A 25839-nucleotide genomic window follows, 5' to 3' on the forward strand; every position below is an offset into this window, starting at 1 on the left:
CGGTCCACTCAACGCGCGGCCCGGCAGATCGCCAGAAAATCTTCCGCCTTCAGCGACGCGCCGCCGATCAGGCCGCCGTCGATGTCCGGTTGTGCGAACAGTTCTTCCGCATTGTCCGGCTTCACGCTACCGCCGTACAGCACCGATACGTCCGCCGCACCCTTAGCCGCGAGCCGCGTGCGCAGGAATGCATGCACCTGCTGCGCCTGCGCCGACGTCGCGCTCTTGCCAGTGCCGATCGCCCACACGGGCTCGTATGCGACAACGATGCGCACGACCTCGTCGGCCGTCAGCACCGCGAGCACGGCGTCGAGCTGCGCGCCGACGACCTGCTCGGTCGCGCCCGCCTCACGCTCGTCGAGCGTCTCGCCGACACACACGACGGGCGTCAGCCCGGCCGCGAGCGCACGCTGCGCCTTCGCCGCGACCGTCTCGCTGCTTTCGCCGTGATAGGCGCGACGCTCCGAATGGCCGACGAGCGCATAGCGCGCGCCGAATTCCGCGACCATCGCCGCCGCCACTTCACCGGTGAACGCACCCTGCTCGTGCGCGGACACGTCCTGAGCGCCCCACGCGATACGACCGCCGTCGAGCTGCCCCTGAACCTGCGCGAGGTACGGGAACGGCACGCACACGCCGATCGCCGTTTCCGCCGCGACCGAGCCTGCGCCCCGCACCACTTCGTTCAGCAACGCCTGGTTGCCGGCCAGCCGGCCGTGCATCTTCCAGTTGCCGATCACCCGCTTCGTTCTCTGTTTCGACATCGTGTTTGTCTCGTCATCGACAGGCCGGCGACCGGCCGTCAGGTTTGATCTGGCGAAGCAAACCCGCGATTTTACTGCGCAGCGCTTGAACAGGTCAAACCGCGCATGTCAAGCGCGGCCGGTCAGCCGTTCGCGCCCCAATCGAGCATGATCTTGCCGATATGCTCGCCGCTTTCCATCAGCGCGTGTGCCTGGGCGGCCTCCTCGGCCGGCAGCACGCGATAGATCACGGGCTTGATGCGACCCTCGCCGAACAGCGGCCACACGCGCGCCTTCAGCTGCGCGGCGATGCGCGCCTTGAACTCCACCGGACGCGGACGCAGCGTCGAGCCCGTCACCGTCAGCCGGCGGCGCAGGATCTCGTTCAGGTTGATCTCGGCCTTCGCGCCGCCGAGCAGCGCGATCAGCACGAGGCGGCCGCCATCCGCGAGCGCGGACAGCTCGCGCGGCACGTACGCGCCCGCGACCATGTCGAGAATCACGTCGACGCCGCGATCGTGCGTCAGCGACTTCACGACCTCGACGAAATCCTCGGTCTTGTAATTGATCGCGCGCTCCGCGCCGAGCGCTTCGCATGCGCGGCACTTGTCGGCGTTGCCCGCCGTCGCGAATACGCGGAAACCGAGCGCATGCGCGAGCTGGATCGCCGTCACGCCGATGCCGCTCGAGCCGCCCTGCACGAGCAGCGTCTCCTGCGCGCCGCCCTCGCCCGCGCCGAGCAGCGCACGGTCGAACACGTTGCTCCACACCGTGAAGTACGTCTCCGGCAGCGACGCGGCCTCGATGTCCGTCAGGCCATCCGGCACCGGCAGGCACTGCGGCAGCGGCGCCACCGCATATTCGGCATAGCCGCCGCCCGCCAGCAACGCGCACACGCGGTCGCCGAGCTTCAGGCCGAACGGATTGAGCGCGGGGTCGGACAGATCGCCGCCGACGATCTCGCCCGCGACCTCGAGGCCCGGCAGATCCGACGCGCCCGGCGGCGGCGCATACGCGCCCTTGCGCTGGAACACGTCCGGACGGTTGACGCCGGAGGCCGTCACCTTGATCAGCACTTCGCCGCGCTGCGGCTCGGGGCGCGGACGCTCGGCAAGCTTCAGGACGTCAGGGGCGCCGAATTCGGTGATTTCGATGGCTTTCATGCACTTCGCTCCAGGATCGGGATCGGATTGCGCGCCTGCTGCGCGCGTCCGTTACACGCGTCTGCTGCGCGCGCCCCGATCCTACAGAAAAAACGGCCGGCGCGCTTTCGCGCAGCCGGCCGTTCGTACGCCCGTCCGCTTACTGCTGCGGCGGCGTATCCGTTTGCGACGCTGCCGCCGCTTCGTTCAGGAGCGCCTTCGCCGACAGGCGCACGCGACCCTTTTCGTCCGTCTGGATCACCTTGACCTTGACCTGCTGACCTTCCTTCAGGTAGTCGTTGATGTCCTTCACGCGCTCGTTGACGATTTCCGAAATGTGCAGCAGGCCGTCCTTGCCCGGCAGCAGGTTCACGATCGCGCCGAAATCGAGCAGCTTCAGCACCGTGCCTTCGTACACCTGGCCGACTTCGATCTCGGCCGTGATGTTCTCGATGCGCTTCTTCGCTTCGGCCATGCCGTCGCTGTTCGTGCTCGCGATCGTCACGACGCCGTCATCCGAGATGTCGATCGTCGTGCCGGTTTCCTCGGTCAGCGCGCGGATCACCGAACCGCCCTTGCCGATCACGTCGCGGATCTTTTCCGGGTTGATCTTGATCGTGATCATGCGCGGCGCGAATTCCGACAGCTGCGTGTTCGCACCCGAAACCGCCGACGTCATCTTGCCGAGGATGTGCATGCGGCCTTCCTTCGCCTGCGCGAGCGCGACCTGCATGATTTCCTTCGTGATGCCCTGGATCTTGATGTCCATCTGCAGCGCCGTCACGCCTTGCTCCGTGCCGGCCACCTTGAAGTCCATGTCGCCGAGGTGATCTTCGTCGCCGAGGATGTCGGTCAGCACCGCGAACTTGTTGCCTTCGAGGATCAGGCCCATCGCGATGCCCGCGACGTGCGCCTTCATCGGCACGCCGGCGTCCATCAGTGCGAGGCAGCCGCCGCACACCGACGCCATCGACGACGAACCGTTCGACTCGGTGATTTCCGACACGACGCGGATCGAGTAGCCGAATTCGTCGGCGCTCGGCAGGCACTTGACCAGCGCGCGCTTGGCCAGACGGCCGTGACCGATTTCGCGGCGCTTCGGCGAGCCGACGCGGCCCGTTTCGCCGGTCGCGAACGGGGGCATGTTGTAGTGGAGCATGAAGCGCTCGCGGTATTCGCCTTCCAGCGCGTCGATGATCTGCTCGTCACCCTTCGTGCCGAGCGTCGCGACGACGAGCGCCTGCGTTTCGCCGCGCGTGAACAGCGCCGAGCCGTGGGTGCGCGGCAGCACGCCGGTGCGGATCTCGATCGGGCGCACGGTGCGCGTGTCGCGGCCGTCGATGCGCGGCTCGCCGTTCAGGATCTGCGAACGGACGATCTTCGCCTCGATGTCGAACAGCACGTTGCCGACGGTGGCCTTGTCGGCTGCAGCCGTACCGGCCGCCAGCGCGTCTTCCTCGAGCTTCGCCGAAGTCGCCGAGTAGACTTCCTTCAGCTTCGTCGAGCGAGCCTGCTTGTCGCGGAGCTGGTAAGCGGCGAGCAGGTCGTTTTGCGCCAGTTCGGTCACGCGCGCGATCAGCGCCTCGTTCTTCGGCGCCGGCTGCCAGTCCCACTCGGGCTTGCCGCCTTCACGCACCAGTTCGTGGATCGCATCGATCGCCACCTGCATCTGCTCGTGGCCGAACACGACCGCGCCCAGCATCACTTCTTCCGACAGCTGGTCCGCTTCCGACTCGACCATCAGCACCGCGCGCTCCGTACCCGCGACGACGAGGTCGAGGCTCGACGCCTTGATCTGGTCGCGCGTCGGGTTCAGCACGTATGCGTTGTCGAGGTACGCGACGCGCGCCGCGCCGACCGGGCCGTTGAACGGCAGGCCCGACACGGCCAGCGCCGCCGATGCGCCGATCAGCGCCGGGATGTCCGCCGGGATTTCCGGGTTCACGGACAGCACGTGGATCACGACCTGCACTTCGTTGTAGAAGCCTTCCGGGAACAGCGGGCGCAGCGGACGGTCGATCAGGCGCGACGTCAGCGTCTCGTGCTCCGACGGACGGCCTTCGCGGCGGAAGAAGCCGCCCGGGATCTTGCCGGCCGAGTAGGTCTTTTCGATGTAGTCGACGGTCAGCGGGAAGAAATCCTGGCCCGGCTTCGCCGACTTCGCGCCGACGACGGTTGCGAGCACGACGGTGTCTTCGACGTCGACGATCACCGCGCCGCTCGCCTGGCGAGCGATTTCACCGGTTTCGAGGCGCACCTTGTGCTGGCCCCACTGAAATTCCTTCACGACCTTGTTGAACATGGACATGGTTGCTCCTTTCGATTCGTTCATAACATTCGCCGCGGCGGCGAACCGTTGCGGCGGCGTCCCGGCCGATTCACCCGGAGCAAGGTGTGTTTTTTATGCCATTCCAGCGCGGCGCTCGCGCAGCGCCGCGCTGGAATGACACAAATCCTGCCCCGGTATCGGCCGTTCGGGCGGCCCGGCGCGAGACGGCCGGACAACCCGCGGTGCGCGTGACGCTACGCACCGCGCAAAAACAAAATGCCTGTATCAGCGCACTGACACAGGCATCTTGATGGCGGCAATCGCGCCGATTACTTACGCAGACCCAGCTTCTCGATCAGCGCGCGGTAACGGTCGGCATCCTTGCCCTTGAGGTAGTCGAGCAGCTTGCGGCGGCGGCTCACCATGCGCAGCAGGCCGCGGCGGCTGTGGTGATCCTTCGCGTGGGTCTTGAAGTGACCCGTCAGTTCCACGATGCGTGCGGTCAGCAGCGCGACCTGCACTTCAGGCGAGCCCGTGTCATTGGTGCCACGTGCGAACTGAGCAACGACTTCCGACTTCTTGATATCTGCGACAGACATTTGATTTCCTTTCTAACTGAACAGGCGGACACGGAAGAATGGCCGTGCCGTGATTTACAACCGGCCCGCATTCTAGCACAACTCCGCGACGATCCGAACCGCTTTGTCACGGGCGCGTCATCGTGCACGTCGACGGCGCGTCCGTCTGCTGCGGCGGCACCGCCAGCACGGTGCGAAAGCCGTAACCGGAGCCCTCGTTGTCGAAGCGCACGCCCGGCGTGCCGGCCTTGTCCATCTCCATCACGTAAAGGGGCTGGATCAGCTGGTGGTCCTGCGCGCGCATCCGCGACGCATGGAAGCCGTTATCGAACGACAGGCCCTCGAGCGCGCGCGCGACCGCGACCGGGTCAGCCGAGCCGGCGCGGTTCATGGCCGCCGCCACCATCTCGATCATCAGGCTCATCCGCAGCACCGGGTAATCGTCCTGCGCGGCCGGGAAGCGGGTCCGGAACGCGTGGTAGAACGCGTCCGACTTCGCACCGCCCGCGTTCGGATGCCAATCGGCGACCGCCACGACCCGCCCGACGCCCGCATCGCCGAGCGCCGCCGGCGCGCCGAGGCTATTGCCGTAAAACGTATAGAACTTCGCGTTCAGGCCCTGCTCGCGCGCGGCCTTGACGAGCAGCGTCAGGTCGTTGCCCCAGTTGCCGGTCACGACGGCGTCCGCGCCGCTCGCGCGGATCTTCGCGACGTACGGCGCGAAATCCTTGATGCGCCCGATCGGATGGAATTCGTCGCCAGCCACCGCCAAGTCCGGCCGCCGCGCGGCCAGCGCCTGCCGCGCGAGCGTGCTGACGTCATGCCCGAAGCTGTAGTCCTGGTTCAGCAGATAGACCTTGCGCAGCGCGCGATCGCGCGCCATCACGTCGGCGAGCGCCGCCATCCGCATCCCCGCGTGCGCGTCGAAGCGGAAGTGCCAGAAGCTGCAGCGCGCGCCCGTCAGCGCCGGGTCGTCGGCCGAGTAATTGAGGAACAGCATCCGGGCGTCCGGATTGCGGGCGTTCTGCTTGTCGAGCGCCGCGACCAGCGCGGCCGCGACCGCCGAACTGTTGCCTTGCGCGACGAAACCGACGTGCCGGTCCGCCGCCGCGCGCAACTGCACCAGCGCTTCTTCCGGGCTGCCCTTGCTGTCGAGCACGACGAGTTCGAGCGGATGCGCGCCGTCGCGCAGCTTCACGCCGCCGGCCGCGTTGACCCGCTCGACGCCGAACCGCAGGTTGCGCTCGACCGCGGCGCCCGCGTTCGCGAACGGGCCGGACATGCCCTCGATCAGCGCGATGCGCACCGGCTCGCCGCCCGCGAACGCCGACGACGCCAGCACCCAGCCCGCGCTCCATGCGAGTGCGCAACGCTTCCAGATCTGCATCGGTTTTCCTGCCCCCGAATCCGCGTGAGAAGCGCGGATCATAGGCCCGCCCGCCCCGCGCGGGCAAGCGAGTGCGTGTGCCGGCGATCCCGCACCGAATTTTTCCGGGCCGCGCGCCGGAATGCGCGCTCCGTGATACAACATGCGTATTCCCCGTGATTCTTGGAGAAACACATGCGTATTCGTGTCCCGGTGCTGCTCGCCTGCGTGGCGGCGCTGTTCGCCGGTTGCGCACAGCCGTGGCAGCAATATCAGGCCGGCCAGGACCAGTCGGCGATCGTCGCGCGCATGGGCCCGCCGCGCGAGATCTACGACCTGCCCGGCGGCGGCAAGCGCCTGATGTGGCCGACCCAGCCGATGGGCGAGATCACGGTCGCAGCCGACGTCGACGGGTCCGGCAAGATCGTCAACGTTCGGCAGGTGCTGCAGCCGAACGAGTTCTACCGCGCGGAAATCGGCAAGTGGACCAAGACCGACGTCCTCGTCAACTTCGGCCGCCCGGTCGAGACGTCCTACTTTCCGCTGATGAAGCGCGAGGCGTGGACCTATCGTTACCTCGAGGACAACGTCTGGTACATGATGTACAGCTTCTATTTCGACAGCCAGGGCATCCTGCGGCTCACGCAGAAAACCCCCGATCCGCTGCACGACCCCGATCGCCGCAATCTTTTCTGAACGCACGGCGCGATTCCCGCGCATTTCCGCAATGGCCATTCACGAATTATTGCGTGAATGGCCATTCTTTTTTGCCACCCTCCCATTTAATCTCAAAATCGAGCGGCAATCCTTTCCGGATCAATGAAATTCAATAACGATTAACCGGAATCCACCGCCATACGTGCCTCTGCGAGAAATTGCATCGGTGATGCATCGAATGCGTCAAGCTGGTGCAGCCCACGCACCATCTCGATTTAATTTGAAACAATTTGTTTCATTATTGCTTTGATTCATGGCATACCCCTAATATCAGCCGAAATTGAACCTTTCAGTTTAGAAAGCATCCTAATCCATCCGTTTCGATGGCTTTCATTTGCTTTCATCAAAAAGGAGTCCTCATGAATCGCCCCAAGAGCATGCTGGTCGCCAACATCGCCTGGGCCCGCGAAACGCGCGAACGCACGCCCGGCTTCTTCGACGCGCTTGCGCGCGGCCAGAATCCGCGCGTGCTGTGGATCGGCTGCTCGGACAGCCGCGTGCCGGCCGAGGCCATCACGCACAGCGCGCCCGGCGACCTGTTCGTCCACCGCAATATCGCGAACCTGTTCCATCCCGACGACGACAACTGCGCGAGCGTGCTCGAGTACGCGGTGCGCGTGCTCAACGTCGATCACGTGATCGTTTGCGGGCATTACGGCTGCGGCGGCGTGCGCGCGTCGCTGTTGCCACCGCCGACCGACCTGCCGCACGTCAGCCGCCGGATCGCGCCGCTGTGCGCGCTCGCGCGCCGCCACCGCGACACGCTCGCCGGCCTCGACGATGCGGCAGCCGCCGACCGTCTCGCCGAACTGAACGTACTCGAACAAGTCCGGATGCTGCGCGCGTCGCCGATCGTGCGCGACCGCGAACCGCCGCCGCTCGTGCACGGCTGGATCTTCGCGCTCGCCGACGGCCGCCTCAAGGAGCTGGATTCCGGCTACGCGACCCAACCGGCGGACGCCGCGCCCGCGCAGGCGGCGCCCGCACCGGCGCTCGGCTGAACCGCATCCCGCCCCACACGCCAACGAAATCGCCCTTCCCCCGACCATGAAACTGAACGAGCGTCTGTCCCTACTGCCGCGCGACATCGTCGCCGGCATCGTCGTCTTCCTCGTCGCGCTGCCACTGTGTCTCGGCATCGCCAATGCATCCGGCGTCGAGCCGTTCGCCGGGCTCGTGTCCGGCATCGTCGGCGGACTCGTCGTCGCGCTCTTGAGCGGCTCGTCGCTGTCCGTCAGCGGGCCCGCCGCCGGCCTCGTCGTGATCGTCGTCGAAGGCATCGCGCAACTCGGCAGCTTCCCGGCGTTCCTGCTCGCCGTGCTGCTGTCCGGCGTCCTGCAGTTCGGCTTCGGGATGCTGCGCGCCGGCCGCTTCGCCGCCTACGTGCCGTCTCCCGTCATCAAGGGCATGCTGGCGGCGATCGGGCTATTGTTGATCGTCAAGCAAATCCCGTTCGCGCTCGGTATCGGCGGCGCCGCCGCGCAACCGCTCGCGGCGCTGCCCGGCCTGAGCGCCGCGTGGATCGCGGCGGCGATCGCGCTCGCGTCGCTCGCACTGCTGCTCGCCTGGGAGTCGCCCGCGCTGCGCCGCTTCGCGATCGTGCGCGCGGTGCCGGCGCCGCTCGCGGTCGTCGTGCTCGGCATCGGCGCGACGCTCGTGCTCGGCGCGCTGGCGCCGACGCTCGCGCCCGGCGCGGCGCACCGGGTCGCACTGCCCGAGCTCGCGTCGTTTGCGGCCTTCGCGGCATCGCTCAAGCATGCGGAACTCGGCCCCAATTTCGCGCAACTGATCAACCCGGACGTCTGGCGGGTCGCGATCACGCTGGCGATCGTCGCGAGCCTCGAAACGCTGCTGAGCCTCGAAGCGGTCGAACAGATCGATCCGAAGCGCCGGCCGACCCAGCCGGACCGCGAACTGAAGGCGCAAGGCGTCGGCAACCTCGTGGCCGGCGCGATGGGCGGGCTGCCGATCACGTCGGTGATCGTGCGCAGCTCGGTCAACGTCAACGCGGGCGCGCAAAGCCGGCTGTCGGCGATCGTGCACGGCGTGCTGCTGCTCGTCAGCGTGTTCGCGCTCACCGGCCTCATCAACCTGATCCCGCTCGCGAGCCTCGCAGCCATCCTGATCCACACCGGCTTCAAGCTGGCCAAGCCGGCGCTGTTCCGTTCGGTCGCGAAACAGGGCCCGGCCGCGTTCGCGCCGTTCGTCGCGACGATCGCCGGCGTGCTCGCCGTCGATCTGCTGTTCGGCATCGCGCTCGGCCTCGCGTGCAGCGTCCTCACGGTCGCCGTCGCGAACCTGAAGAGCCCGGTCACGCTCGCGCAGCATGACGACCACTTCCTGCTGTCGTTCCGCAAGGACGTGTCGTTTCTCGGCAAGGTGCAGGTCAAGCATTACCTGCGGCACATTCCGGACCGCGCGGCGGTGATCATCGACGCGACGCGCGCCGACTACATCGACCACGACGTGCTCGAATTGCTCGATGCATTCATCGCCGACGCGCCGCAGCGCGGGATCGCGGTCGAATTCCGCCGGCCGTGCCCGCCGCCTCGCGCCGCCGCGCGGCGCTGGCAATTCCGTGCGCCCGCCGCGGAGTGAGCGCTGGATAAAAAAACGCCCCGGCGGCGTGGAGCCGCACGGGGCATTTCGATGACGCGCGACGCGCTTACGAGCGCTGCGGGTTGAGCTTGTCGTCCTTCGCCTGCAGCTTGTTCAGCGCCGAAATATAGGCCTTCGCGGACGCCGCGACGATATCCGGATCGGTGCCGACGCCGTTGACGATCCGCCCGCTCTTCGACAGGCGTACCGTCACTTCGCCCTGCGCCTGCGTGCCGGTCGTGATGGCGTTGACCGAGTACAGCAGCAGTTCGGAACCGCTGCCGACTTCGCCTTCGATCGCGTTGAAGGTCGCGTCGACCGGGCCGTTGCCGCGCGCTTCGCCGGTCACTTCCTTGCCGTCGACCGCGAACACGACCTTCGCTTGCGGCTGCTCGCCCGTCTCGGAATGCTGCGCGAGCGACACGAACTTGAAGTGCTCCTGCTCGGCCGCCTGTGCGGCTTCCTCGGACACGATCGCGATGATGTCTTCGTCGAAGATTTCCGCCTTGCGGTCGGCCAGGTCCTTGAAGCGCATGAACGCGGCGTTCAGGTCGGCTTCGCTGTCGAGCGCGACGCCGAGCTCCTGCAGGCGCTGCTTGAACGCGTTGCGGCCCGACAGCTTGCCGAGCACGATCTTGTTGGCGCTCCAGCCCACGTCTTCCGCACGCATGATCTCGTACGTGTCGCGCGCCTTCAGCACGCCGTCCTGGTGAATGCCGGACGCGTGCGCGAACGCGTTCGCGCCGACCACCGCCTTGTTCGGCTGCACGACAAAGCCGGTGATCTGCGACACGAGCTTCGAGGTCGGCACGATCTGCGTCGTGTCGATACCGACGTCGAGGCCGAAATAGTCCTTGCGGGTCTTCACCGCCATCACGATTTCCTCGAGCGACGTGTTGCCCGCGCGCTCGCCGAGACCGTTGATCGTGCACTCGACCTGACGCGCGCCGCCGATCTTCACGCCGGCGAGCGAGTTCGCGACCGCCATCCCGAGGTCGTTGTGGCAGTGCACGGAGAAGATCGCCTTGTCCGAGTTCGGAATGCGCTCGCGCAGCGTCTTCACCAGCTGACCGTACAGCTCCGGCACGCCGTAGCCGACCGTGTCGGCGATGTTGATCGTCGTCGCGCCTTCGGCGATCACGGCTTCCAGCACGCGGCACAGGAAGTCCATGTCCGAGCGGCTGCCGTCTTCCGGCGAGAATTCGACGTTGTCGGTGAACTTGCGCGCGAACCGCACCGCGAGACGCGCCTGTTCGAACACCTGGTCCGGCGTCATGCGCAGCTTCTTTTCCATGTGCAGCGGCGACGTCGCGATGAACGTGTGGATCCGGAAGCTGTTCGCCGGCTTCAGCGCGTCGGCCGCGCGCTGGATGTCCTTGTCGTTCGCCCGCGCCAGCGAGCAGATCGTGCTGTCCTTCACAAGACCCGCGATCGTGTGGATCGCGTCGAAGTCGCCGTTCGAGCTGGCGGCGAAGCCGGCCTCGATCACGTCGACCTTCATCCGTTCGAGATGCTTCGCGATCCGGATCTTCTCTTCCTTCGTCATCGACGCGCCGGGCGACTGTTCACCGTCACGCAACGTCGTATCGAAAATGATCAGCTTGTCTGTCATGGGGGGCTCCAAGGCTCTTTGTTCGGGGGTACAACGAGATGGATTCGCGCCACCGCTGGCGACGCTGAACAACAGACGAGCCTGGACGGGGGGCGAAAACGGTCAGCGCGGCAGGCGCGCTAGCGCTAGCGCGCGTAGCGGCGCACCGGCTAGAAGGAGCGAGAGGCGGGAAAATGCAGTCATGCCAACGACTATAGCGGCATTCCGCAGACCGCGCAATCGGACGGGTCCCGAAGCGCGCGCGGAAAAAGGGGCACAAAAAAACGGCGGCCCGCGGGCCGCCGTTTCGGAACATGTCGCGCGTCAATGCTCGCGCTGCGACGAGCGCGCCGGATTCGGACGCCCGCGCACCGCCATGTAGGCCCAGAACACGTAGCCGGACAGGCCGTACAGCACGAACAGGCAGAACAGCATCAGCGGCGGATCGGACGACACCAGCACGAACGCGACGACGACCAGCAGGGTCGCCGCGAACGGCACGCGGTGGCGCACGTCGAGCGCCTTGCCGCTGTAGAACGGCGCGTTCGACACCATCGTCACGCCCGCATAGATGGTCAGCACGAACGCGACCCACGGCAGCCAGCCGAGCTTCATCGGCACGCGGTTGTCGGTCGCGAGCCACACGAAGCCGGCGATCAGCGCCGCGGCGGCCGGGCTCGGCAGCCCCTGGAAGAAGCGCTTGTCGACCACCCCGATGTTCGCGTTGAAGCGCGCGAGGCGCAACGCGGCGCCCGAGCAGTAGACGAACGCGGCGAGCCAGCCCCAGCGGCCGAGATCCTTCAGCACCCACTCGTACATCACGAGCGCCGGCGCGACGCCGAAGGAAACCATGTCGGACAGGCTGTCGAACTGCTCGCCGAATGCGCTCTGCGTGTGCGTCATGCGTGCGACCCGACCGTCCATCCCGTCGAGCACCATCGCCGCGAAGATCGCGATCGCGGCGATCTCGAAGCGCACGTTCATCGCCTGCACCACCGCGAAGAATCCGCAGAACAGCGCGGCCGTGGTGAACGCGTTCGGCAGCAGGTAGATGCCGCGCGTCTTCAGGAACTGCTGGCGCTTCGCGCGGCGGCTCTCGACGATCGGCGCCGGATCCGGCGCGACCGACTTGTTGCGGCGGAACGGCCGCAGGGTGCCATTGCGCGGCCGGCGCGGTTTGAATGCGGCCATCGTGCGCCCCGCCGCTTACTGTTCCAGCTCGGCGAGGATCGTCGACGACGCGTAGACCTTCTCGCCGATCGACACCTTCGCGCGGCTGCCGAGCGGCAGGTACACGTCGACGCGCGAACCGAAGCGGATGAAGCCGTAGCGCTGGCCGCGCGACAGCGGCTCGCCGGCGCGCACGTAGCACAGGATGCGGCGCGCGACGAGACCCGCGATCTGCACCGCCGTGACGGTCTTGCCGCTCGCCGTCTGGATCACGACCGCATTGCGCTCGTTCTCGGTCGACGCCTTGTCGATCGCCGCGTTCAGGAACGCGCCCGGGAAGTACTCGACCTTGGTCACGGCGCCGTCCACCGGCGAACGCTGCGAGTGGACGTTGAAGACATTCATGAACACGCTGATCTTCAGCGCTTCGCGGTTCGCATACGGATCCTGCGTGGTCTCGACCGCGACGATGCGGCCGTCGGCCGGGCACAGCACCGCGTTCGGCTGCGCCGGGATCGGGCGCTGCGGGTCGCGGAAGAACTGGACGACGAAGACGACCAGCAGCCAGAACGGCCACGCGAAGCCGAAGCCCCCGACGGCATGGATCAACAGCGCGATGACGGCTGCAATCGCGATGAACGGCCAGCCTTCGCGCGCGATGATCGGATGAGGATAGTTCATGGATTCGTTCTGTGTTCGGTGAATTGCAAAGCCCGTAGGATAGCAAAAGCCGCCCGGGGCACTGCTGCCTTCGGGCGGCTTTTTGCTACCGACCCTCCTCTCGAAGGGCCGGAACAGCTCGCGCTGCTTAGTTCTTCGACTGGTCGACGAGCTTGTTCTTCGCGATCCACGGCATCATCGCGCGCAGCTTCGCGCCGACCTGCTCGATCTGGTGCTCGGCCGTCAGGCGGCGGCGCGACTGCAGCGTCGGTGCGCCTGCCTTGTTCTCGAGAATGAAGCTCTTCGCGTATTCGCCGGTCTGGATGTCGGTCAGGCACTGCTTCATCGCCTTCTTCGTCTCTTCCGTCACGACGCGCGGGCCCGTCACGTACTCGCCGTATTCGGCGTTGTTCGAGATCGAGTAGTTCATGTTCGCGATGCCGCCTTCGTAGATCAGGTCGACGATCAGCTTCAGCTCGTGCAGGCACTCGAAGTACGCCATTTCCGGCGCGTAGCCCGCTTCGACCAGCGTCTCGAAGCCGGCCTTGATCAGCTCGACGGTGCCGCCGCACAGCACGGCCTGCTCGCCGAACAGGTCGGTTTCGGTCTCTTCACGGAAGTTCGTCTCGATGATGCCCGCACGGCCGCCGCCGTTCGCCGCCGCGTACGACAGCGCGATGTCGCGCGCCGCGCCCGACTTGTTCTGCGCAACCGCGATCAGGTGCGGCACGCCGCCACCCTGCGAGTACGTGCCGCGCACCGTGTGGCCCGGGGCCTTCGGCGCGATCATGATCACGTCGAGGTCGGCGCGCGGGATCACTTGGCCGTAGTGGACGTTGAAGCCGTGCGCGAACGCGAGCGCTGCGCCTTCCTTGATGTTCGCGTGCACTTCCTTCGCGTACACGTCGGCGATCTGCTCGTCCGGCAGCAGCATCATCACGACGTCGGCGCCCTTCACGGCTTCCGCGACTTCCTTGACCACGAGGCCGGCGTTCTCGGCCTTGCTCCACGACGCGCCGCCCTTGCGCAGGCCGACCGTCACGTTCACGCCGCTGTCCTTCAGGTTCAGCGCGTGCGCGTGGCCTTGCGAGCCGTAGCCGATGATCGTGACTTGCTTGCCCTTGATGAGGGAGAGATCGGCGTCTTTGTCGTAGAAAACGTTCATGATTGTTCCTTCGCTAATTCAGAGATTCAAAAATTCGTTCGATTGAGTACTGCGGGCCGGGACATGACGGCGCACCCGGCGTGCTGCGTCGGCATCAGACCTTCAGGATGCGTTCGCCGCGCCCGATGCCGGAGCTGCCGGTGCGCACGGTCTCTAGGATCGCGCCCGCGTCCAGCCCCTGGATGAATGCGTCGAGCTTGTCGCTCGCGCCCGTCAATTCGATCGTGTAGGTCTTCTCGGTCACGTCGATGATGCGGCCCCGGAAAATGTCCGACATCCGCTTCATCTCTTCGCGCTCCTTGCCCACTGCGCGGACCTTGATCAGCATCAGCTCACGTTCGATGTGTGAACCGTCGGTCAGGTCCACCACTTTCACCACCTCGATCAGGCGGTTCAGATGCTTCGTGATCTGTTCGATCACGTCGTCGGAGCCGATGGAAACGATGGTGAGCCGCGACAGCGATTGGTCTTCGGTCGGCGCCACCGTCAAGGTTTCGATGTTGTAGCCGCGTGCGGAAAACAGGCCGACCACGCGCGACAGCGCGCCCGGTTCGTTTTCCAGCAGGACGGAAATGATGTGTCTCATGTTCGCTTCTTCCAGAATGTGTCCGTGTCGATTCGCCCGCGCCGCGTGCCGCGCCGCCCTTCGTGAAGGCGGCCGCCCGCAGCCTCAAGCGCGCGTCGCGCCGTTACAGATCTTCCGATCCGAGCAGCATCTCGGTGATGCCCTTGCCGGCCTGGACCATCGGCCAGACGTTCTCGGTCGGATCGGTCTGGAAGTCGAGAAACACGGTGCGGTCCTTCAGGCGCAGCGCTTCCTTCAGCGCCGGCTCGACGTCCGCAGTCTTTTCGATGCGCATGCCGACATGGCCGTATGCCTCGGCGAGCTTCACGAAGTCCGGCAGCGCATCCATGTACGAATGCGAATAGCGCTTGCTGTATTCGATCTGCTGCCACTGGCGGACCATGCCGAGGTAGCGGTTGTTCAGCGAAATGATCTTGATGGGCGTGTCGTACTGCAGGCAGGTCGACAGCTCCTGGATGCACATCTGAATCGAGCCTTCGCCCGTGATGCACAGCACGTCGTCGTCCGGGTGCGCCATCTTGACGCCCATCGCCGCCGGCAGGCCGAAGCCCATCGTGCCGAGGCCGCCCGAGTTGATCCAGCGGCGCGGCTTGTTGAAACGGTAGAACTGCGCGGCCCACATCTGGTGCTGGCCGACGTCCGAGCACACGAACGCGTTGCCGTCCGTCAGCTCCCACGCCTTCTCGACCACGTACTGCGGCTTGATGATCTCGCTGTCGCGGTCGTACTTCAGGCAGTCCTTCGCGCGCCAGCTTTCGATGTCCTTCCACCACTGCGCGAGCGCGTCGGTGTCCGGGCCGTGCTCGGCCGTCTGCAGCTGCTCGATCAGCTCCTTGAGCACTTCCTTCACGTCGCCGACGATCGGGATGTCGACCTTCACGCGCTTCGAGATCGACGACGGGTCGATGTCGATGTGGATGATCTTGCGCGGCCGCGACGCGAAGTGTTCCGGATCGCCGATCACGCGGTCGTCGAAGCGCGCGCCAATCGCGATCAGCACGTCGCAGTGCTGCATCGCCATGTTCGCTTCGTAGGTGCCGTGCATGCCGAGCATGCCGAGGAATTTCTTGTCCGACGCGCGATAGCCGCCGAGGCCCATCAGCGTGTTGGTGACCGGGTAGCCGAGCAGGTCCGCGAACTGGTTCAGCTCGCGCGACGCGTCGGCGAGAATGATGCCGCCGCCGGTATAGATGTACGGGCGCTTCGCCGACAGCAGCAGCGACACAGCCTTGCGGATCTGGCCCGAATGGCCTTTCGTGACCGGGTTGTACGAGCGCAGCGACACGCTCTTGACGGGCTCATAGCGGCACGGCGTCTTCGAGATGTCCTTCGGGATGTCGATCAGCACGGGGCCCGGACGACCGGTACGGGCAATGTAGAAAGCCTTTTTGACGGTTTCCGCGAGGTCGCGCACGTCCTTCACGAGGAAGTTGTGCTTCACGCACGGACGCGTGATGCCGACGGTGTCGCATTCCTGGAACGCATCCTGGCCGATCGCCGCGGTAGGCACCTGGCCGCTGATCACGACCATCGGGATCGAATCCATGTAGGCCGTCGCGATGCCGGTCACCGCATTGGTGACGCCGGGGCCTGAGGTCACGAGGCAGACGCCGACCTTGCCGGTGGAACGCGCATACGCGTCCGCTGCGTGCACGGCCGCCTGTTCGTGGCGCACCAGCACGTGCTGAATCTTGTCTTGCTTGTACAGCTCGTCGTAGATATAGAGAACCGAGCCGCCGGGATAGCCCCAGATGAATTCGACGTTTTCGTCGGCCAGTGCCTGCATGAGCACCGTGGCGCCGATCGAGTCGCTATCGGGAGAGGAAAGGGGTTCCGACGTGGAGAATTCCGCGCTGGGCATGTTCATCGTTGACCTATCGAATTTTCGGCAAAAAATTGATCGGGTGCTCTCTGCCGGGCTTGTGGCTCGGGTTCAAGCGGCGCGTCCAGTTTGAAGGGCGGGCTTCTTGGGCCAGCCTCAAATGAGACCATCACTTATGTTGCGAACGGACGACGATAGCGGGTCGCGCGAATGCCGTCAAGCAAAATGTCCCGCAGTGCATCATCGCCGCCCGCCGGCAGCCCCGCGCCGCGGTTCGCGCGCAACGCGCCGCCTCAAACCCGGTGCCAAGCAGCGCGAAAATTTGTTAGCATCCGCGGGTTTTACGAAATTTTTCGACCTTCTTCACGCGGCAGTCCGCAGCGCATACCTTCACGGAATGGCATCAGACAAGGAACTCGCCGACTTTCTGGCGGGCGTCGAAAGGCGCGCGTTCAAGCAGGCTGCGTACGCGGTGCGTGACGACGATGCGTCGCTCGACATCGTGCAGGACGCGATGATCAAACTGGCGGAGAAGTACGGCGACCGCCCGGCCGCCGAGTTGCCGCTGCTTTTTCAGCGGATCCTGCAGAACGCGATCCACGACTGGTTCCGCCGCCAGAAAGTCCGCAACACCTGGGTCACGCTCTTCTCGTCGCTGAACAATACGGACGACGAAGACTTCGACCCCCTCGAAACGCTCGAAGCGGCCGATCAGACGCCGGGCGTCGAGAGCAGCGAGCACCGCCTCGAGCGGGAACAGGTTCTGGCCCTGATCGACGAAGAAATCCAGAAACTTCCGGCGCGTCAACGGGAAGCGTTCCTGATGCGTTACTGGGAAGATATGGATGTCGCCGAGACTGCCGCCGCAATGGGGTGCTCCGAAGGCAGCGTCAAGACGCATTGCTCGCGAGCCACCCACACGCTGGCGGAAGCACTCAAGGCCAAAGGAATCACGCTATGAGCTCCGCTCCCGCAAACCGAGAACTCGAAATCGCGCTGAAGGTGCGCCGCGCGCTCGATGAGCGCGCGGCCGCGCTGCCGGCCGCCACCACCGACCGGCTGGCCACCGCCCGCCAGGCCGCGCTCGCGCGCAAGAAGCCCGAGCCGGTGGCGGCGCCAGTGTTCGTCCCCGCCTTCGCCGGCGCGGCCGGCGCCTACGGCCCGGCGGTCACGCCCCCGCGCCAGCCGGTGTCGTTCGCGCGCCGCCTGCTGCGCGCGTGGCCGCTCGCGCTGCTGCTCGCCGGCCTCGTCGGCATCGCGTACTGGGAAGACATGCAGCGCACCGCCGAGCTGGCCGACATCGACGCGGCGATGCTCAGCGACGACCTGCCGCTCAACGCGTACCTCGATCACGGGTTCAACGCGTATCTTTCGCACGCACACTAATCGAACAAGCAACGAGGGGATCGCACGGGTGAGTCAGAAGCGCGGCCTGGCCGTATTTTTCGGATGCGTGATCGCGATCGCCGTCGCCTACGTCGCCACGTACCCGCGTTTCCACCCGCAACCCGAGGCGGTCACCGTCGCGACCAACGCGCCTGCGCTCGCGTCGGCCGCCATCGCGCTGACCGCCGACCTTGCGCCGCTGCCCGCCGCCGGCCCGCTGTCGTGGGCACGCCTGACGCCCGCGCAGCACGCCGCGCTCGCGCCGTTCGCCGACCAATGGGATTCGTTCAGCGACGCCCGCAAGCGCAAATGGCTGAAGATCGCGGCACGCTACCCGAAGATGACGCCCGATGCGCAGAAGCGCCTGCAGGAGCGCATGGCCGAATGGGTCCGGATGACGCCCGAGCAGCGCCGCGTCGCGCGCGAGAACTACCAGACCGCGAAGGACCTGTCCGCGCAGGCGCGTGAGCGCGCGTGGAAGGCCTACCAGCAGTTGCCCGAGGAGCAGAAGGAACGCCTCGCGGCCGCCGAGCGCCGCCGCCGGCCGACCGTCGTCAGCGCGCCGCCGACCGGCAAGGGCGACCGCGACGTCCGCCGCCTCGTGAACGCGCACGAACATCCGGCAAGCGGCGCGGGCGTCGTGCCGCCGACGCAGCCCGCATCGAGCGGCGCCGCCGCACCGCCGGCCGTCGCCTCGGCCACCGCGGGCGCCGCCCCGGCGTCGGCCGCGCCGGCGCCCGTGTCGCCCGCCGACGCGCCATCGCTGTTCAAGGGCTCCTGAGCGGCCGTGCCGCACACGATCCCGTCTCCCGCCACCCCGCCGTCCGTCCGGCGGCGTCTGGCCGCGCTGCTCTACGAGGGCGTCCTGCTGTTCGGCATCGTGTTTTTCGCCGGCCTCGCGTTCGCGCTCGCGACGCAGCAGCGCAACGGCCTCGTCCATCACGACCTGCTCGCCGCGTGGATCGCGCTCGTCGTCGGCGCGTATTTCGTCTGGTTCTGGACACATGGCGGCCAGACGCTCCCGATGAAGACCTGGCGCCTGCGGATCGAGTCGGCGAACGGCCGGCCGCTGAGCGCCGGCCACGCGCTCGTTCGCTACGCGCTCGGCTGGCTGTGGTTCCTGCCGCCGCTCGCACTGCACCCCCTCCTCGGCCTGTCCGTGCCTGTCACGCTCACGCTCGGCGTCGCGTGGATCGCCGCCTGGGCCGGCGCGGCGCGGCTGCATCCGGACCGCCAGTTCCCGCACGACCGGCTCGCGCGCACCCGCGTGGTCGCGCTGCCGCGCTGACCGCCGCCCCGATCAGGCCGCCCGCCGCCTTCGCGCGGCCCTCGAAAATTCACCCCTGAACGGTGCCGGCGCGCCGTAATAAGAACGTCTTGTGACTGTCACGGCACAGTCACGCCCGCATGGCGCAATGCCGGTAATGTCAACCGGCGCGAGTCATGCATGGGCCAGAAAACGTCCGCGACCTCTCTGTTTCGTCACCCCCTCGGCGCCCGCGCCGCCACCGCCTTCCTGTCCGGCTCTGCCACGGCCGACGCCCTCGCGACACATGAACCGCCTGCCGCGTCCGCCACGCAGCACGACGATCACGAGCCGTCCGCCCATCGGTACCGCACCATCTGGCTGTCCGACATCCATCTCGGCTCGAGCGGCTGCCAGGCCACGTACCTGCTCGATTTCCTGCGCCACAACGATTCGGAATACCTGTACCTCGTCGGCGACATCATCGACGGCTGGCAGCTGAAAAAAGGCTGGTACTGGCCGCAGGCGCACAACGACGTCGTGCAGAAGATCCTGCGCAAGGCCCGCAAGGGCACGCAGGTCGTCTACATCCCGGGCAACCACGACGAAGGCGCGCGGCAGTTCTGCGACCTCGCGTTCGGCGACATCCAGGTGCGCGGCGAGGCGTTCCACACGACGCTGTCGGGCAAACGTTTGTGGGTCGTGCACGGCGACCTGTTCGACGGCGTGATCCAGCATGCGAAATGGCTCGCGTACCTCGGCGACACGCTCTACACGCTGATCCTCGTGCTGAACCGCTGGTTCAACCGGATCCGCAGCCGGCTCGGCTTCCAGTACTGGTCGCTGTCGCAGTACCTGAAGCACCAGGTGAAGAACGCGGTCAACTTCATCTCGCAGTTCGAGACCGTGATGACCGACGAAGCGCGCCGGCGCGGCTGCGACGGCGTCGTCTGCGGCCACATCCACAAGGCGGAGATCCGCGACATCGACGGCGTGCTGTACTGCAACGACGGCGATTGGGTCGAAAGCCTGTCCGCGCTCGTCGAAACGATGGAAGGCGAGCTGAAGGTCGTCTACTGGACGGCGATGCGCACGCCGTCCGCGGCCGTCTCGCGCAAGACCAAGGCTACGGCCTGACTCCCCGGCACTTACTTACAGGACACATGCCGCGATGAAGATCATGATCGTCACCGATGCGTGGGAACCGCAGGTCAACGGCGTCGTGCGCACGCTGAAGAGCACGGCCCGCGAACTCATGGCCCTCGGCCACCGCGTCGAACTGCTGACGCCGCTCGAATTCCGCACGGTGCCCTGCCCGACCTATCCGGAAATCCGCCTGTCGATCCTGCCGTACCGCAAATTGCGCGCGCGGATCGACGCGTTCGCGCCCGACGCGCTGCATATCGCGACCGAGGGCCCGCTCGGCCTCGCCGCGCGCCGCTATGCACGCGCGCGCAAGCTGCCGTTCACGACCGCGTATCACACGCGCTTCCCGGAATACGTGCAGGCGCGCTTCGGCATCCCGCTGAGCGCGACCTACCGCTTCTTGCACTGGTTCCATGCGCCGTCGCTCGCGGTGATGGCGCCGACGCCGGTCGTCAAGCACGACCTCGAGCAGTACGGCTTCACGAACGTCGTCCTGTGGACACGCGGCGTGGATCTCGATATCTTCCGGCCCATGGAGTCCAAGGTCCTCAACACCGCCCGGCCGATCTTCCTGTACGTCGGCCGCGTCGCGATCGAGAAGAACGTCGAGGCCTTCCTGCGGCTCGACCTGCCCGGCTCGAAGTGGGTCGCGGGCGAAGGCCCGGCGCTCGCGGAGCTGAAGTCGCGCTATCCGGAAGCGAACTACCTCGGCGTGCTGTCGCAGGCCGAGCTCGCGAAGGTCTACGCGGCCGCGGACGTGTTCGTGTTCCCAAGCCGCACCGACACCTTCGGGCTCGTGCTGCTCGAGGCGCTCGCATGCGGCACGCCGGTCGCGGCCTACCCGGTCACCGGACCGATCGACGTGCTCGGCGGCGGCAACGCGGGCGCGATGCACGAGGACCTGCAGGAAGCCTGCCTCGAAGCGCTGAAGATCGAGCGCGCGACCGCCCGCGAGTGGGCGGAGCGCTTCTCGTGGCGCGCCGCGTCCGAGCAGTTCGCGTCGCATCTGAAACCGCTGCCGAAGGACGTGTACACGACCACCGAAGGTGCCGCCGTTTGAAACGAGACCCGCACGACCAGATTCACCCACCGCCCGCGCAACCGCAACGGCACCGGCCGTTCGACGAGGATGAGTCGTCGGGCGGCGAGCCGCATGCCGATGCGGCGGCACACGAACCGCTCGGCACCGACGATCCGCTCGCGCCGCTGCCGCCAAATCCGTACAAGCGCAACCGCGGCCTCACGCGCGCGTGGTACGCGCTCAAGCATTCGCTGAACGGTTTCCGGGTCGCGATCCGCGAGGAGAGCGCATTCCGCCAGGAACTGACGCTCGCCGCGCTGATGCTGCCCATCGGCGCATTCGCGCCGGTGCCCGCCGCGTCCCGCGCGCTCCTGATCGCGTCGGTGCTGCTGGTGCTGATCGTCGAGCTGCTGAACTCGAGCGTCGAGGCCGCTATCGACCGCATCTCGCTCGAGCGCCACGAACTGTCGAAGCGCGCGAAGGATCTCGGCAGCGCGGCCGTCACGGTTGCGCTGTTCGCGTGCGTGACGACGTGGGGTTTCGTGCTCGGCCCGGTCGTCGCGCGCTGGCTGGGCTTCTAGCAGGCTGTTGAAATTGGATACGGTGTAAACGGGCGCTGCGGGCGGTGCGTTAGAGATATCGTGTTCATGATCTTGGGCAAACGAGAGCGATGCGCGGAATGGACGAGATGCAAGAACCGCTGTTCACGACGGTGAAGCTGGAAGACTTCGTGCCGGCTGATCACCCGTTGCGGCCGCTTCGGCTGCTGGTCAATCAAGCGCTGAAGCGGCTCAACGGGCTGTTCAGCACGATCTATGCAGACAGCGGCCGGGCCTCGATTGCGCCTGAGAAGCTGCTGCGTGCGTTGCTGCTGCAAGTGTTTTATTCGGTGCGCAGCGAGCGCATGCTGATGGAGCAGATGCGATACAACCTGCTGTTCCGCTGGTTCGTCGGCCTCGCCATCGAAGACGCCGTCTGGGATCACTCGGTGTTCTCGAAGAACCGCGATCGTCTGCTCGAGCACGAAGTGGTCGAAGCGTTCTTTACTGAAGTCATGAGCCTGGCCGACAAGCAAGGGCTGCTGTCCAGAGAACACTTCTCGGTCGATGGCACGCTGATCCAGGCATGGGCCAGCCACAAGAGCTTCCGGCCCAAGGACGGTTCGGACGATCCGCCGGCCGGCGGTGGCCGCAATGTCGACACCGACTGGAAGGGCAAGCGACGCAGCAACGAGACTCACGAGTCGAGCACCGATTCGGACGCGCGGCTGTTTAGGAAGAGCAAAGGCACGCCGTCCATCCTGTGTTACCAGGGGCACATCCTGATGGAGAACCGCTCGGGCTTGGTAGTGGGTGCTGTGGTGAGCCATGCCGATGGCTTTGGCGAACGCGCCAGCGCGTTGCGCCTGCTCGATTGCGTGCCGGGCCGTCACGCCAAGACGCTCGGCGCCGACAAGGGTTACGACATGCGCGACTTTGTGCGGGACTGTCGTGCGCGCAAGGTGACGCCGCATGTCGCGCGCAACGACGCGCATCAAGGCGGCAGCGCGATCGACGGGCGCACGTCGCGGCACGTCGGCTATGGCATCAGCCAAGTCATTCGCAAACGCATCGAGGAGCACTTCGGCTGGGGCAAGACCGTCGGCCGGATTCGACAGACCGTGTATCGCGGCATCAAGCGAGTCGACCAGCACTTCAAACTGACGATGCCGGCGAGCAACCTGACTCGAATGGCCCGAATACTGACGGCGGTGCCACAAGGGGCAATGCGATGAGCCGGCCAAGCGTGGCCGTCGCGCGGCAACGCGTCGGCTAGCCCGCTCGCCAGCGGGGCAGCCGGGACGATTTATCCGCAACTCAGCAGCCAATCGCATACGAAACCCTTTTAAATAGTGCCCCGGCCGTCAAAACGAGGCGCTTTTCAACAGCCTGCTAGGGCCTGCTCACGCTAATAACGGGCTTGCGCTGGCCGCCAGAAGGGCCGAGCGCGAGGATTGCGACGCAGCGAATACTCGATGTATTCGCGAGGAGCATGACGCGGCGATCGGCCCTTCTGGCGGCCAGCCCCAAGAATGAATTTCCACGATCAGGGGAACGTGTCTTGCCGGCCGTATTGCGGCGTCGCGCGTCGCTTGTTTGGCTCGGCCAAACGGCGCTCCTTGCTCCTTGCACTACGGCCGGCAAGGCGCGTTCGCAAGCCCGTTATTAGCGTGAGCAGGCCCTAGCCCGCACGCGGCGGCGCGAGCTCGCCGGGTATGCCCGAATCACGAAATGCACCGGACCGGCGAAACCCCGGTTTATAATCGTCCGCTAGACATAGAACAGTAACCCGCGCCGGACGAATCACGCAGCATCGATTGCAGCGCCCGCCAGTCCGGCACACACAGGGCCGGACGACATGGAAGCGAAACCTCCCCGCCGCACCCGCGAACGGATTCTCGAGCTGTCGTTGAAACTCTTCAACGAGATCGGCGAACCGAACGTCACCACCACGACGATCGCCGAGGAAATGGAAATCAGCCCAGGCAACCTCTACTACCATTTCCGCAACAAGGACGACATCATCAACAGCATCTTCGCGCAGTTCGAGCAGGCGATCGAAAAGCGCCTGCGCTTCCCCGAAGATCACCGTCCGACGATCGATGAAACATGGTCGTACCTGCAGTACATGGCCGACTTCATGTGGACCTACCGTTTCCTGTATCGCGACCTCAACGACCTGCTCGCGCGCAACCGCACGCTGGAGACGCACTTCAAGCAGATCATCAGCCACAAGGTGCGCTTCGCGCGCGAGATGTGCGAGCTGCTCGTGTCGGATGCCGAGATGGTCGCGACGCCCGCCGAGATCGCGGTCATCGCCACCAACATGGCCGTGATCTCGACCTACTGGCTGTCGTATCAGTACGTGATGCACCCGCGCAAGTACAACGACCAGGATGCGATCCGCGAGGAACTGCACCAGGTCAGCATGCACGTGATCTCCGTGATGGCGCCGTACCTGCGCGGCCGCTCGCGGCAGCTGTTCGACGACCTCGTTTCCGGCAAGCTGCCCAAGCGCGAATTCGCCGACTACCTGCCGCCGCGCGACGGTTCGCCGCGCACCGCGGGTGGGCCGGCCCTCGCCAGGGACGCGAAGCAATGAAGGCCGTATGCGTGTACTGCGGGTCGTCGCCCGGCGTGCGGCCCGTCTATGCGGATGCCGCGCGCGCGTTCGGCCGCGCGCTCGTCGATGCCGGCCTCACGCTCGTCTACGGCGGCGGCCGCGTCGGGCTGATGGGCACGATCGCCGACGAAGTGATGGCGGCCGGCGGCCGCGCGGTCGGCGTGATCCCCGAGCTGCTCGTCGACAAGGAAGTCGGCCACACCGGCCTGTCGGAGCTGCACGTGGTGCCGGACATGCATCACCGCAAGAAGATGATGGCCGACCTCGCCGACGCGTTCGTCGCGATGCCCGGCGGCGCCGGCACGCTCGAGGAGTTCTTCGAGGTCTACACGTGGGCGCAGCTCGGCTATCACCGCAAGCCCGTCGCGCTCTACAACATCGACGCGTTCTACGATCCGCTGATCGCGCTGCTCCGGCATACGGTCGACGAAGGCTTTATGCGGCCCGCCTATTTCGACGCGCTGTGCATCGACGCCGATCCGGCCGGGCTGATCGGGCAGTTGCGCCGCTACCAGCCGCCTGCGCGCGACAAGTGGGCGCCCGACGAAACGGAATGACCGGGGGCCGCGCGCGATGACCGAACCGTCCGAACGCAAAGTCGTCCTGATCACCGGCGCGAGCCGCGGCATCGGCCGCGCGAGCGCCGTGCTCGCAGCCGCACGCGGCTGGGACGTCGGCATCAACTACGCGCGCGACGCGGCGGCCGCCGACGCGACCGCCGCGGCCGTGCGCGAAGCGGGCGGCCGCGCGTGCGTCGTGGCCGGCGACGTGTCGAGCGAAGCGGACGTCGTCGCGATGTTCGACACCGTCGTCGCGACGCTCGGCCGGCTCGACGCGCTCGTCAACAACGCCGGCATCGTCGCGCCGTCGCTGCCGCTCGCCGACATGCCGGTCGATCGGCTGAAGCGGGTGTTCGACACCAACGTGCTCGGTGCGTATCTGTGCGCGCGCGAAGCCGCACGCCGGCTGTCGACCGATCGCGGCGGGCGCGGCGGCGCGATCGTCAACGTGTCGTCGATCGCGTCGCGGCTCGGCTCGCCGAACGAATACGTCGACTATGCAGGGTCGAAAGGCGCGGTCGATTCGCTGACGATCGGTCTCGCGAAGGAGCTCGGCCCGCACGGCGTGCGCGTGAACGCCGTGCGACCGGGCCTGATCGAAACCGAAATCCACGCGAGCGGCGGCCAGCCTGACCGCGCCGGCCGCCTCGGCGCGCAGACGCCGCTCGGCCGCGCGGGCGAAGCGCAGGAGGTCGCCGAGGCGATCGTCTGGCTGCTCGGCGATGCCGCGTCGTATACGACGGGCGCCCTCCTCGACGTCGGCGGCGGCCGATAGCCTCGCCACTGCGACAGATTGCCGCACCTCATCCCCTCCCCCTCGCCGCGCCTTACATCGCTACAAATCTCCACAAATCCGCAACAGATTGTGTAAACATCCGTAACAGTTTCGTGGTCTACTAGCAGGCACTTCG

The 25839-nt window shown here is 66.4% G+C and carries 25 protein-coding genes; 14 read left to right on the plus strand and 11 right to left on the minus strand.

Translation table 11 applies throughout. The annotated features are described in order from the left end of the window. Window positions 1–8: 8 nt before the first annotated feature. The 5 genes from tpiA to B7P44_RS12550 form a co-directional block, all read right to left on the minus strand. Window positions 9–764 (minus strand): triose-phosphate isomerase, encoded by a 756-nt coding sequence (gene tpiA, locus B7P44_RS12525; protein ID WP_084904515.1) that lies wholly within the window; start codon window positions 762–764, stop codon window positions 9–11. A 122-nt stretch (window positions 765–886) separates the two neighbouring features. Next, complete coding sequence (locus tag B7P44_RS12530) at window positions 887–1906, minus strand: NAD(P)H-quinone oxidoreductase (RefSeq protein WP_084904518.1); 1020 nt, start codon at window positions 1904–1906, stop codon at window positions 887–889. A gap of 139 nt (window positions 1907–2045) precedes the next feature. Then, window positions 2046–4193, minus strand: a complete 2148-nt coding sequence (gene pnp / locus B7P44_RS12535) for a polyribonucleotide nucleotidyltransferase (protein ID WP_084904521.1) — start codon at window positions 4191–4193, stop codon at window positions 2046–2048. A gap of 290 nt (window positions 4194–4483) precedes the next feature. Further along, the gene (rpsO, locus tag B7P44_RS12545; protein ID WP_006398792.1) at window positions 4484–4753 is read right to left on the minus strand and encodes a 30S ribosomal protein S15; all 270 of its coding nucleotides are present in this window, start codon (window positions 4751–4753) and stop codon (window positions 4484–4486) included. Window positions 4754–4859: 106 nt separating this feature from the next. Beyond that, window positions 4860–6119 carry a branched-chain amino acid ABC transporter substrate-binding protein gene (locus B7P44_RS12550; protein WP_084904524.1) on the minus strand — a complete coding sequence of 420 codons (1260 nt, stop codon included), beginning with the start codon at window positions 6117–6119 and terminating at the stop codon, window positions 4860–4862. A 174-nt stretch (window positions 6120–6293) separates the two neighbouring features. Between B7P44_RS12550 and B7P44_RS12555 the strand changes: the two genes are divergently transcribed. From B7P44_RS12555 to B7P44_RS12565, 3 genes are all read left to right on the plus strand, one after another. Continuing rightward, window positions 6294–6794, plus strand: a complete 501-nt coding sequence (locus B7P44_RS12555) for a hypothetical protein (RefSeq protein ID WP_010091185.1) — start codon at window positions 6294–6296, stop codon at window positions 6792–6794. Between the two features lie 380 nt (window positions 6795–7174). After that, window positions 7175–7816 (plus strand): carbonic anhydrase, encoded by a 642-nt coding sequence (locus tag B7P44_RS12560; protein WP_084904527.1) that lies wholly within the window; start codon window positions 7175–7177, stop codon window positions 7814–7816. A gap of 46 nt (window positions 7817–7862) precedes the next feature. Next, window positions 7863–9413: a SulP family inorganic anion transporter gene (locus B7P44_RS12565; protein ID WP_084904530.1), complete on the plus strand. Its 1551-nt coding sequence runs from the start codon at window positions 7863–7865 to the stop codon at window positions 9411–9413. A gap of 67 nt (window positions 9414–9480) precedes the next feature. Here the strand turns inward: B7P44_RS12565 and B7P44_RS12570 are convergent, their stop codons facing one another. From B7P44_RS12570 to B7P44_RS12600, 6 genes are all read right to left on the minus strand, one after another. Continuing rightward, a complete protein-coding gene (locus B7P44_RS12570; protein ID WP_084906646.1) occupies window positions 9481–11025 on the minus strand; it encodes a 2-isopropylmalate synthase in 1545 nt (514 codons plus the stop codon). 303 nt (window positions 11026–11328) lie between these two features. Continuing rightward, window positions 11329–12195 (minus strand): CDP-diacylglycerol--serine O-phosphatidyltransferase, encoded by an 867-nt coding sequence (gene pssA / locus B7P44_RS12580; RefSeq protein WP_084904532.1) that lies wholly within the window; start codon window positions 12193–12195, stop codon window positions 11329–11331. A gap of 15 nt (window positions 12196–12210) precedes the next feature. Continuing rightward, window positions 12211–12855: a phosphatidylserine decarboxylase gene (locus B7P44_RS12585; protein ID WP_076475595.1), complete on the minus strand. Its 645-nt coding sequence runs from the start codon at window positions 12853–12855 to the stop codon at window positions 12211–12213. A gap of 127 nt (window positions 12856–12982) precedes the next feature. Further along, window positions 12983–13999: a ketol-acid reductoisomerase gene (ilvC, locus tag B7P44_RS12590; protein WP_084904536.1), complete on the minus strand. Its 1017-nt coding sequence runs from the start codon at window positions 13997–13999 to the stop codon at window positions 12983–12985. A 94-nt stretch (window positions 14000–14093) separates the two neighbouring features. Next, window positions 14094–14585, minus strand: coding sequence for an acetolactate synthase small subunit (gene ilvN, locus B7P44_RS12595; protein WP_084904539.1), 492 nt, complete (start codon window positions 14583–14585; stop codon window positions 14094–14096). Window positions 14586–14688: 103 nt separating this feature from the next. Continuing rightward, a complete protein-coding gene (locus B7P44_RS12600; protein ID WP_084904541.1) occupies window positions 14689–16452 on the minus strand; it encodes an acetolactate synthase 3 catalytic subunit in 1764 nt (587 codons plus the stop codon). 352 nt (window positions 16453–16804) lie between these two features. Between B7P44_RS12600 and B7P44_RS12605 the strand changes: the two genes are divergently transcribed. The 11 genes from B7P44_RS12605 to B7P44_RS12660 all read left to right on the plus strand — a co-directional run bounded on the left by B7P44_RS12605 (window position 16805) and on the right by B7P44_RS12660 (window position 25703). Next, window positions 16805–17368: an RNA polymerase sigma factor gene (locus tag B7P44_RS12605; RefSeq protein ID WP_042585928.1), complete on the plus strand. Its 564-nt coding sequence runs from the start codon at window positions 16805–16807 to the stop codon at window positions 17366–17368. After that, window positions 17365–17793 (plus strand): DUF3619 family protein, encoded by a 429-nt coding sequence (locus tag B7P44_RS12610; RefSeq protein ID WP_084904544.1) that lies wholly within the window; start codon window positions 17365–17367, stop codon window positions 17791–17793. The genes B7P44_RS12605 and B7P44_RS12610 overlap by 4 nt, the downstream gene beginning before the upstream one ends. A gap of 28 nt (window positions 17794–17821) precedes the next feature. After that, the gene (locus B7P44_RS12615) at window positions 17822–18574 is read left to right on the plus strand and encodes a DUF3106 domain-containing protein (protein WP_084904546.1); all 753 of its coding nucleotides are present in this window, start codon (window positions 17822–17824) and stop codon (window positions 18572–18574) included. 6 nt (window positions 18575–18580) lie between these two features. Next, window positions 18581–19081, plus strand: a complete 501-nt coding sequence (locus B7P44_RS12620) for an RDD family protein (protein ID WP_084904549.1) — start codon at window positions 18581–18583, stop codon at window positions 19079–19081. A gap of 159 nt (window positions 19082–19240) precedes the next feature. Continuing rightward, window positions 19241–20176 (plus strand): UDP-2,3-diacylglucosamine diphosphatase, encoded by a 936-nt coding sequence (locus B7P44_RS12625; RefSeq protein WP_084904552.1) that lies wholly within the window; start codon window positions 19241–19243, stop codon window positions 20174–20176. Window positions 20177–20210: 34 nt separating this feature from the next. After that, window positions 20211–21245, plus strand: coding sequence for a glycosyltransferase family 4 protein (locus tag B7P44_RS12630; protein WP_084904555.1), 1035 nt, complete (start codon window positions 20211–20213; stop codon window positions 21243–21245). Then, window positions 21242–21787 (plus strand): diacylglycerol kinase, encoded by a 546-nt coding sequence (locus B7P44_RS12635; protein ID WP_084904558.1) that lies wholly within the window; start codon window positions 21242–21244, stop codon window positions 21785–21787. The genes B7P44_RS12630 and B7P44_RS12635 overlap by 4 nt, the downstream gene beginning before the upstream one ends. A gap of 98 nt (window positions 21788–21885) precedes the next feature. After that, window positions 21886–22980: an IS5-like element ISButh5 family transposase gene (locus B7P44_RS12640; RefSeq protein WP_084904560.1), complete on the plus strand. Its 1095-nt coding sequence runs from the start codon at window positions 21886–21888 to the stop codon at window positions 22978–22980. A gap of 623 nt (window positions 22981–23603) precedes the next feature. After that, complete coding sequence (locus B7P44_RS12650) at window positions 23604–24347, plus strand: TetR/AcrR family transcriptional regulator (protein ID WP_084904563.1); 744 nt, start codon at window positions 23604–23606, stop codon at window positions 24345–24347. Then, entirely contained in the window at window positions 24344–24925 is a 582-nt protein-coding gene (locus B7P44_RS12655; protein WP_084904566.1) for an LOG family protein, read from the plus strand. Before B7P44_RS12650 ends, B7P44_RS12655 begins: the two co-directional genes overlap by 4 nt. Window positions 24926–24941: 16 nt before the next feature. Beyond that, window positions 24942–25703 carry an SDR family oxidoreductase gene (locus tag B7P44_RS12660; RefSeq protein ID WP_084904568.1) on the plus strand — a complete coding sequence of 254 codons (762 nt, stop codon included), beginning with the start codon at window positions 24942–24944 and terminating at the stop codon, window positions 25701–25703. The last annotated feature ends 136 nt before the right edge of the window (window positions 25704–25839 follow it).

It is taken from the genome of Burkholderia ubonensis subsp. mesacidophila, from assembly GCF_002097715.1.
Classification (GTDB): Bacteria; Pseudomonadota; Gammaproteobacteria; order Burkholderiales; family Burkholderiaceae; genus Burkholderia; species Burkholderia mesacidophila.

Excerpts from the sequence above, each read along its gene's own strand:
- B7P44_RS12530 (WP_084904518.1), bottom strand. The coding sequence starts at position 1,906 with ATGAAAGCCATCGAAATCACCGAATTCGGCGCCCCTGACGTCCTGAAG.
- ilvN (WP_084904539.1), bottom strand. The coding sequence starts at position 14,585 with ATGAGACACATCATTTCCGTCCTGCTGGAAAACGAACCGGGCGCGCTG.
- rpsO (WP_006398792.1), bottom strand. The coding sequence starts at position 4,753 with ATGTCTGTCGCAGATATCAAGAAGTCGGAAGTCGTTGCTCAGTTCGCA.
- B7P44_RS12630 (WP_084904555.1), top strand. The coding sequence starts at position 20,211 with ATGAAGATCATGATCGTCACCGATGCGTGGGAACCGCAGGTCAACGGC.
- B7P44_RS12560 (WP_084904527.1), top strand. The coding sequence starts at position 7,175 with ATGAATCGCCCCAAGAGCATGCTGGTCGCCAACATCGCCTGGGCCCGC.
- ilvC (WP_084904536.1), bottom strand. The coding sequence starts at position 13,999 with ATGAACGTTTTCTACGACAAAGACGCCGATCTCTCCCTCATCAAGGGC.
- B7P44_RS12550 (WP_084904524.1), bottom strand. The coding sequence starts at position 6,119 with ATGCAGATCTGGAAGCGTTGCGCACTCGCATGGAGCGCGGGCTGGGTG.
- pssA (WP_084904532.1), bottom strand. The coding sequence starts at position 12,195 with ATGGCCGCATTCAAACCGCGCCGGCCGCGCAATGGCACCCTGCGGCCG.
- B7P44_RS12610 (WP_084904544.1), top strand. The coding sequence starts at position 17,365 with ATGAGCTCCGCTCCCGCAAACCGAGAACTCGAAATCGCGCTGAAGGTG.
- B7P44_RS12600 (WP_084904541.1), bottom strand. The coding sequence starts at position 16,452 with ATGAACATGCCCAGCGCGGAATTCTCCACGTCGGAACCCCTTTCCTCT.
- B7P44_RS12555 (WP_010091185.1), top strand. The coding sequence starts at position 6,294 with ATGCGTATTCGTGTCCCGGTGCTGCTCGCCTGCGTGGCGGCGCTGTTC.
- B7P44_RS12660 (WP_084904568.1), top strand. The coding sequence starts at position 24,942 with ATGACCGAACCGTCCGAACGCAAAGTCGTCCTGATCACCGGCGCGAGC.
- B7P44_RS12565 (WP_084904530.1), top strand. The coding sequence starts at position 7,863 with ATGAAACTGAACGAGCGTCTGTCCCTACTGCCGCGCGACATCGTCGCC.
- pnp (WP_084904521.1), bottom strand. The coding sequence starts at position 4,193 with ATGTCCATGTTCAACAAGGTCGTGAAGGAATTTCAGTGGGGCCAGCAC.
- B7P44_RS12650 (WP_084904563.1), top strand. The coding sequence starts at position 23,604 with ATGGAAGCGAAACCTCCCCGCCGCACCCGCGAACGGATTCTCGAGCTG.
- B7P44_RS12655 (WP_084904566.1), top strand. The coding sequence starts at position 24,344 with ATGAAGGCCGTATGCGTGTACTGCGGGTCGTCGCCCGGCGTGCGGCCC.
- B7P44_RS12585 (WP_076475595.1), bottom strand. The coding sequence starts at position 12,855 with ATGAACTATCCTCATCCGATCATCGCGCGCGAAGGCTGGCCGTTCATC.
- B7P44_RS12570 (WP_084906646.1), bottom strand. The coding sequence starts at position 11,025 with ATGACAGACAAGCTGATCATTTTCGATACGACGTTGCGTGACGGTGAA.
- B7P44_RS12640 (WP_084904560.1), top strand. The coding sequence starts at position 21,886 with ATGGACGAGATGCAAGAACCGCTGTTCACGACGGTGAAGCTGGAAGAC.
- tpiA (WP_084904515.1), bottom strand. The coding sequence starts at position 764 with ATGTCGAAACAGAGAACGAAGCGGGTGATCGGCAACTGGAAGATGCAC.
- B7P44_RS12625 (WP_084904552.1), top strand. The coding sequence starts at position 19,241 with ATGGGCCAGAAAACGTCCGCGACCTCTCTGTTTCGTCACCCCCTCGGC.
- B7P44_RS12605 (WP_042585928.1), top strand. The coding sequence starts at position 16,805 with ATGGCATCAGACAAGGAACTCGCCGACTTTCTGGCGGGCGTCGAAAGG.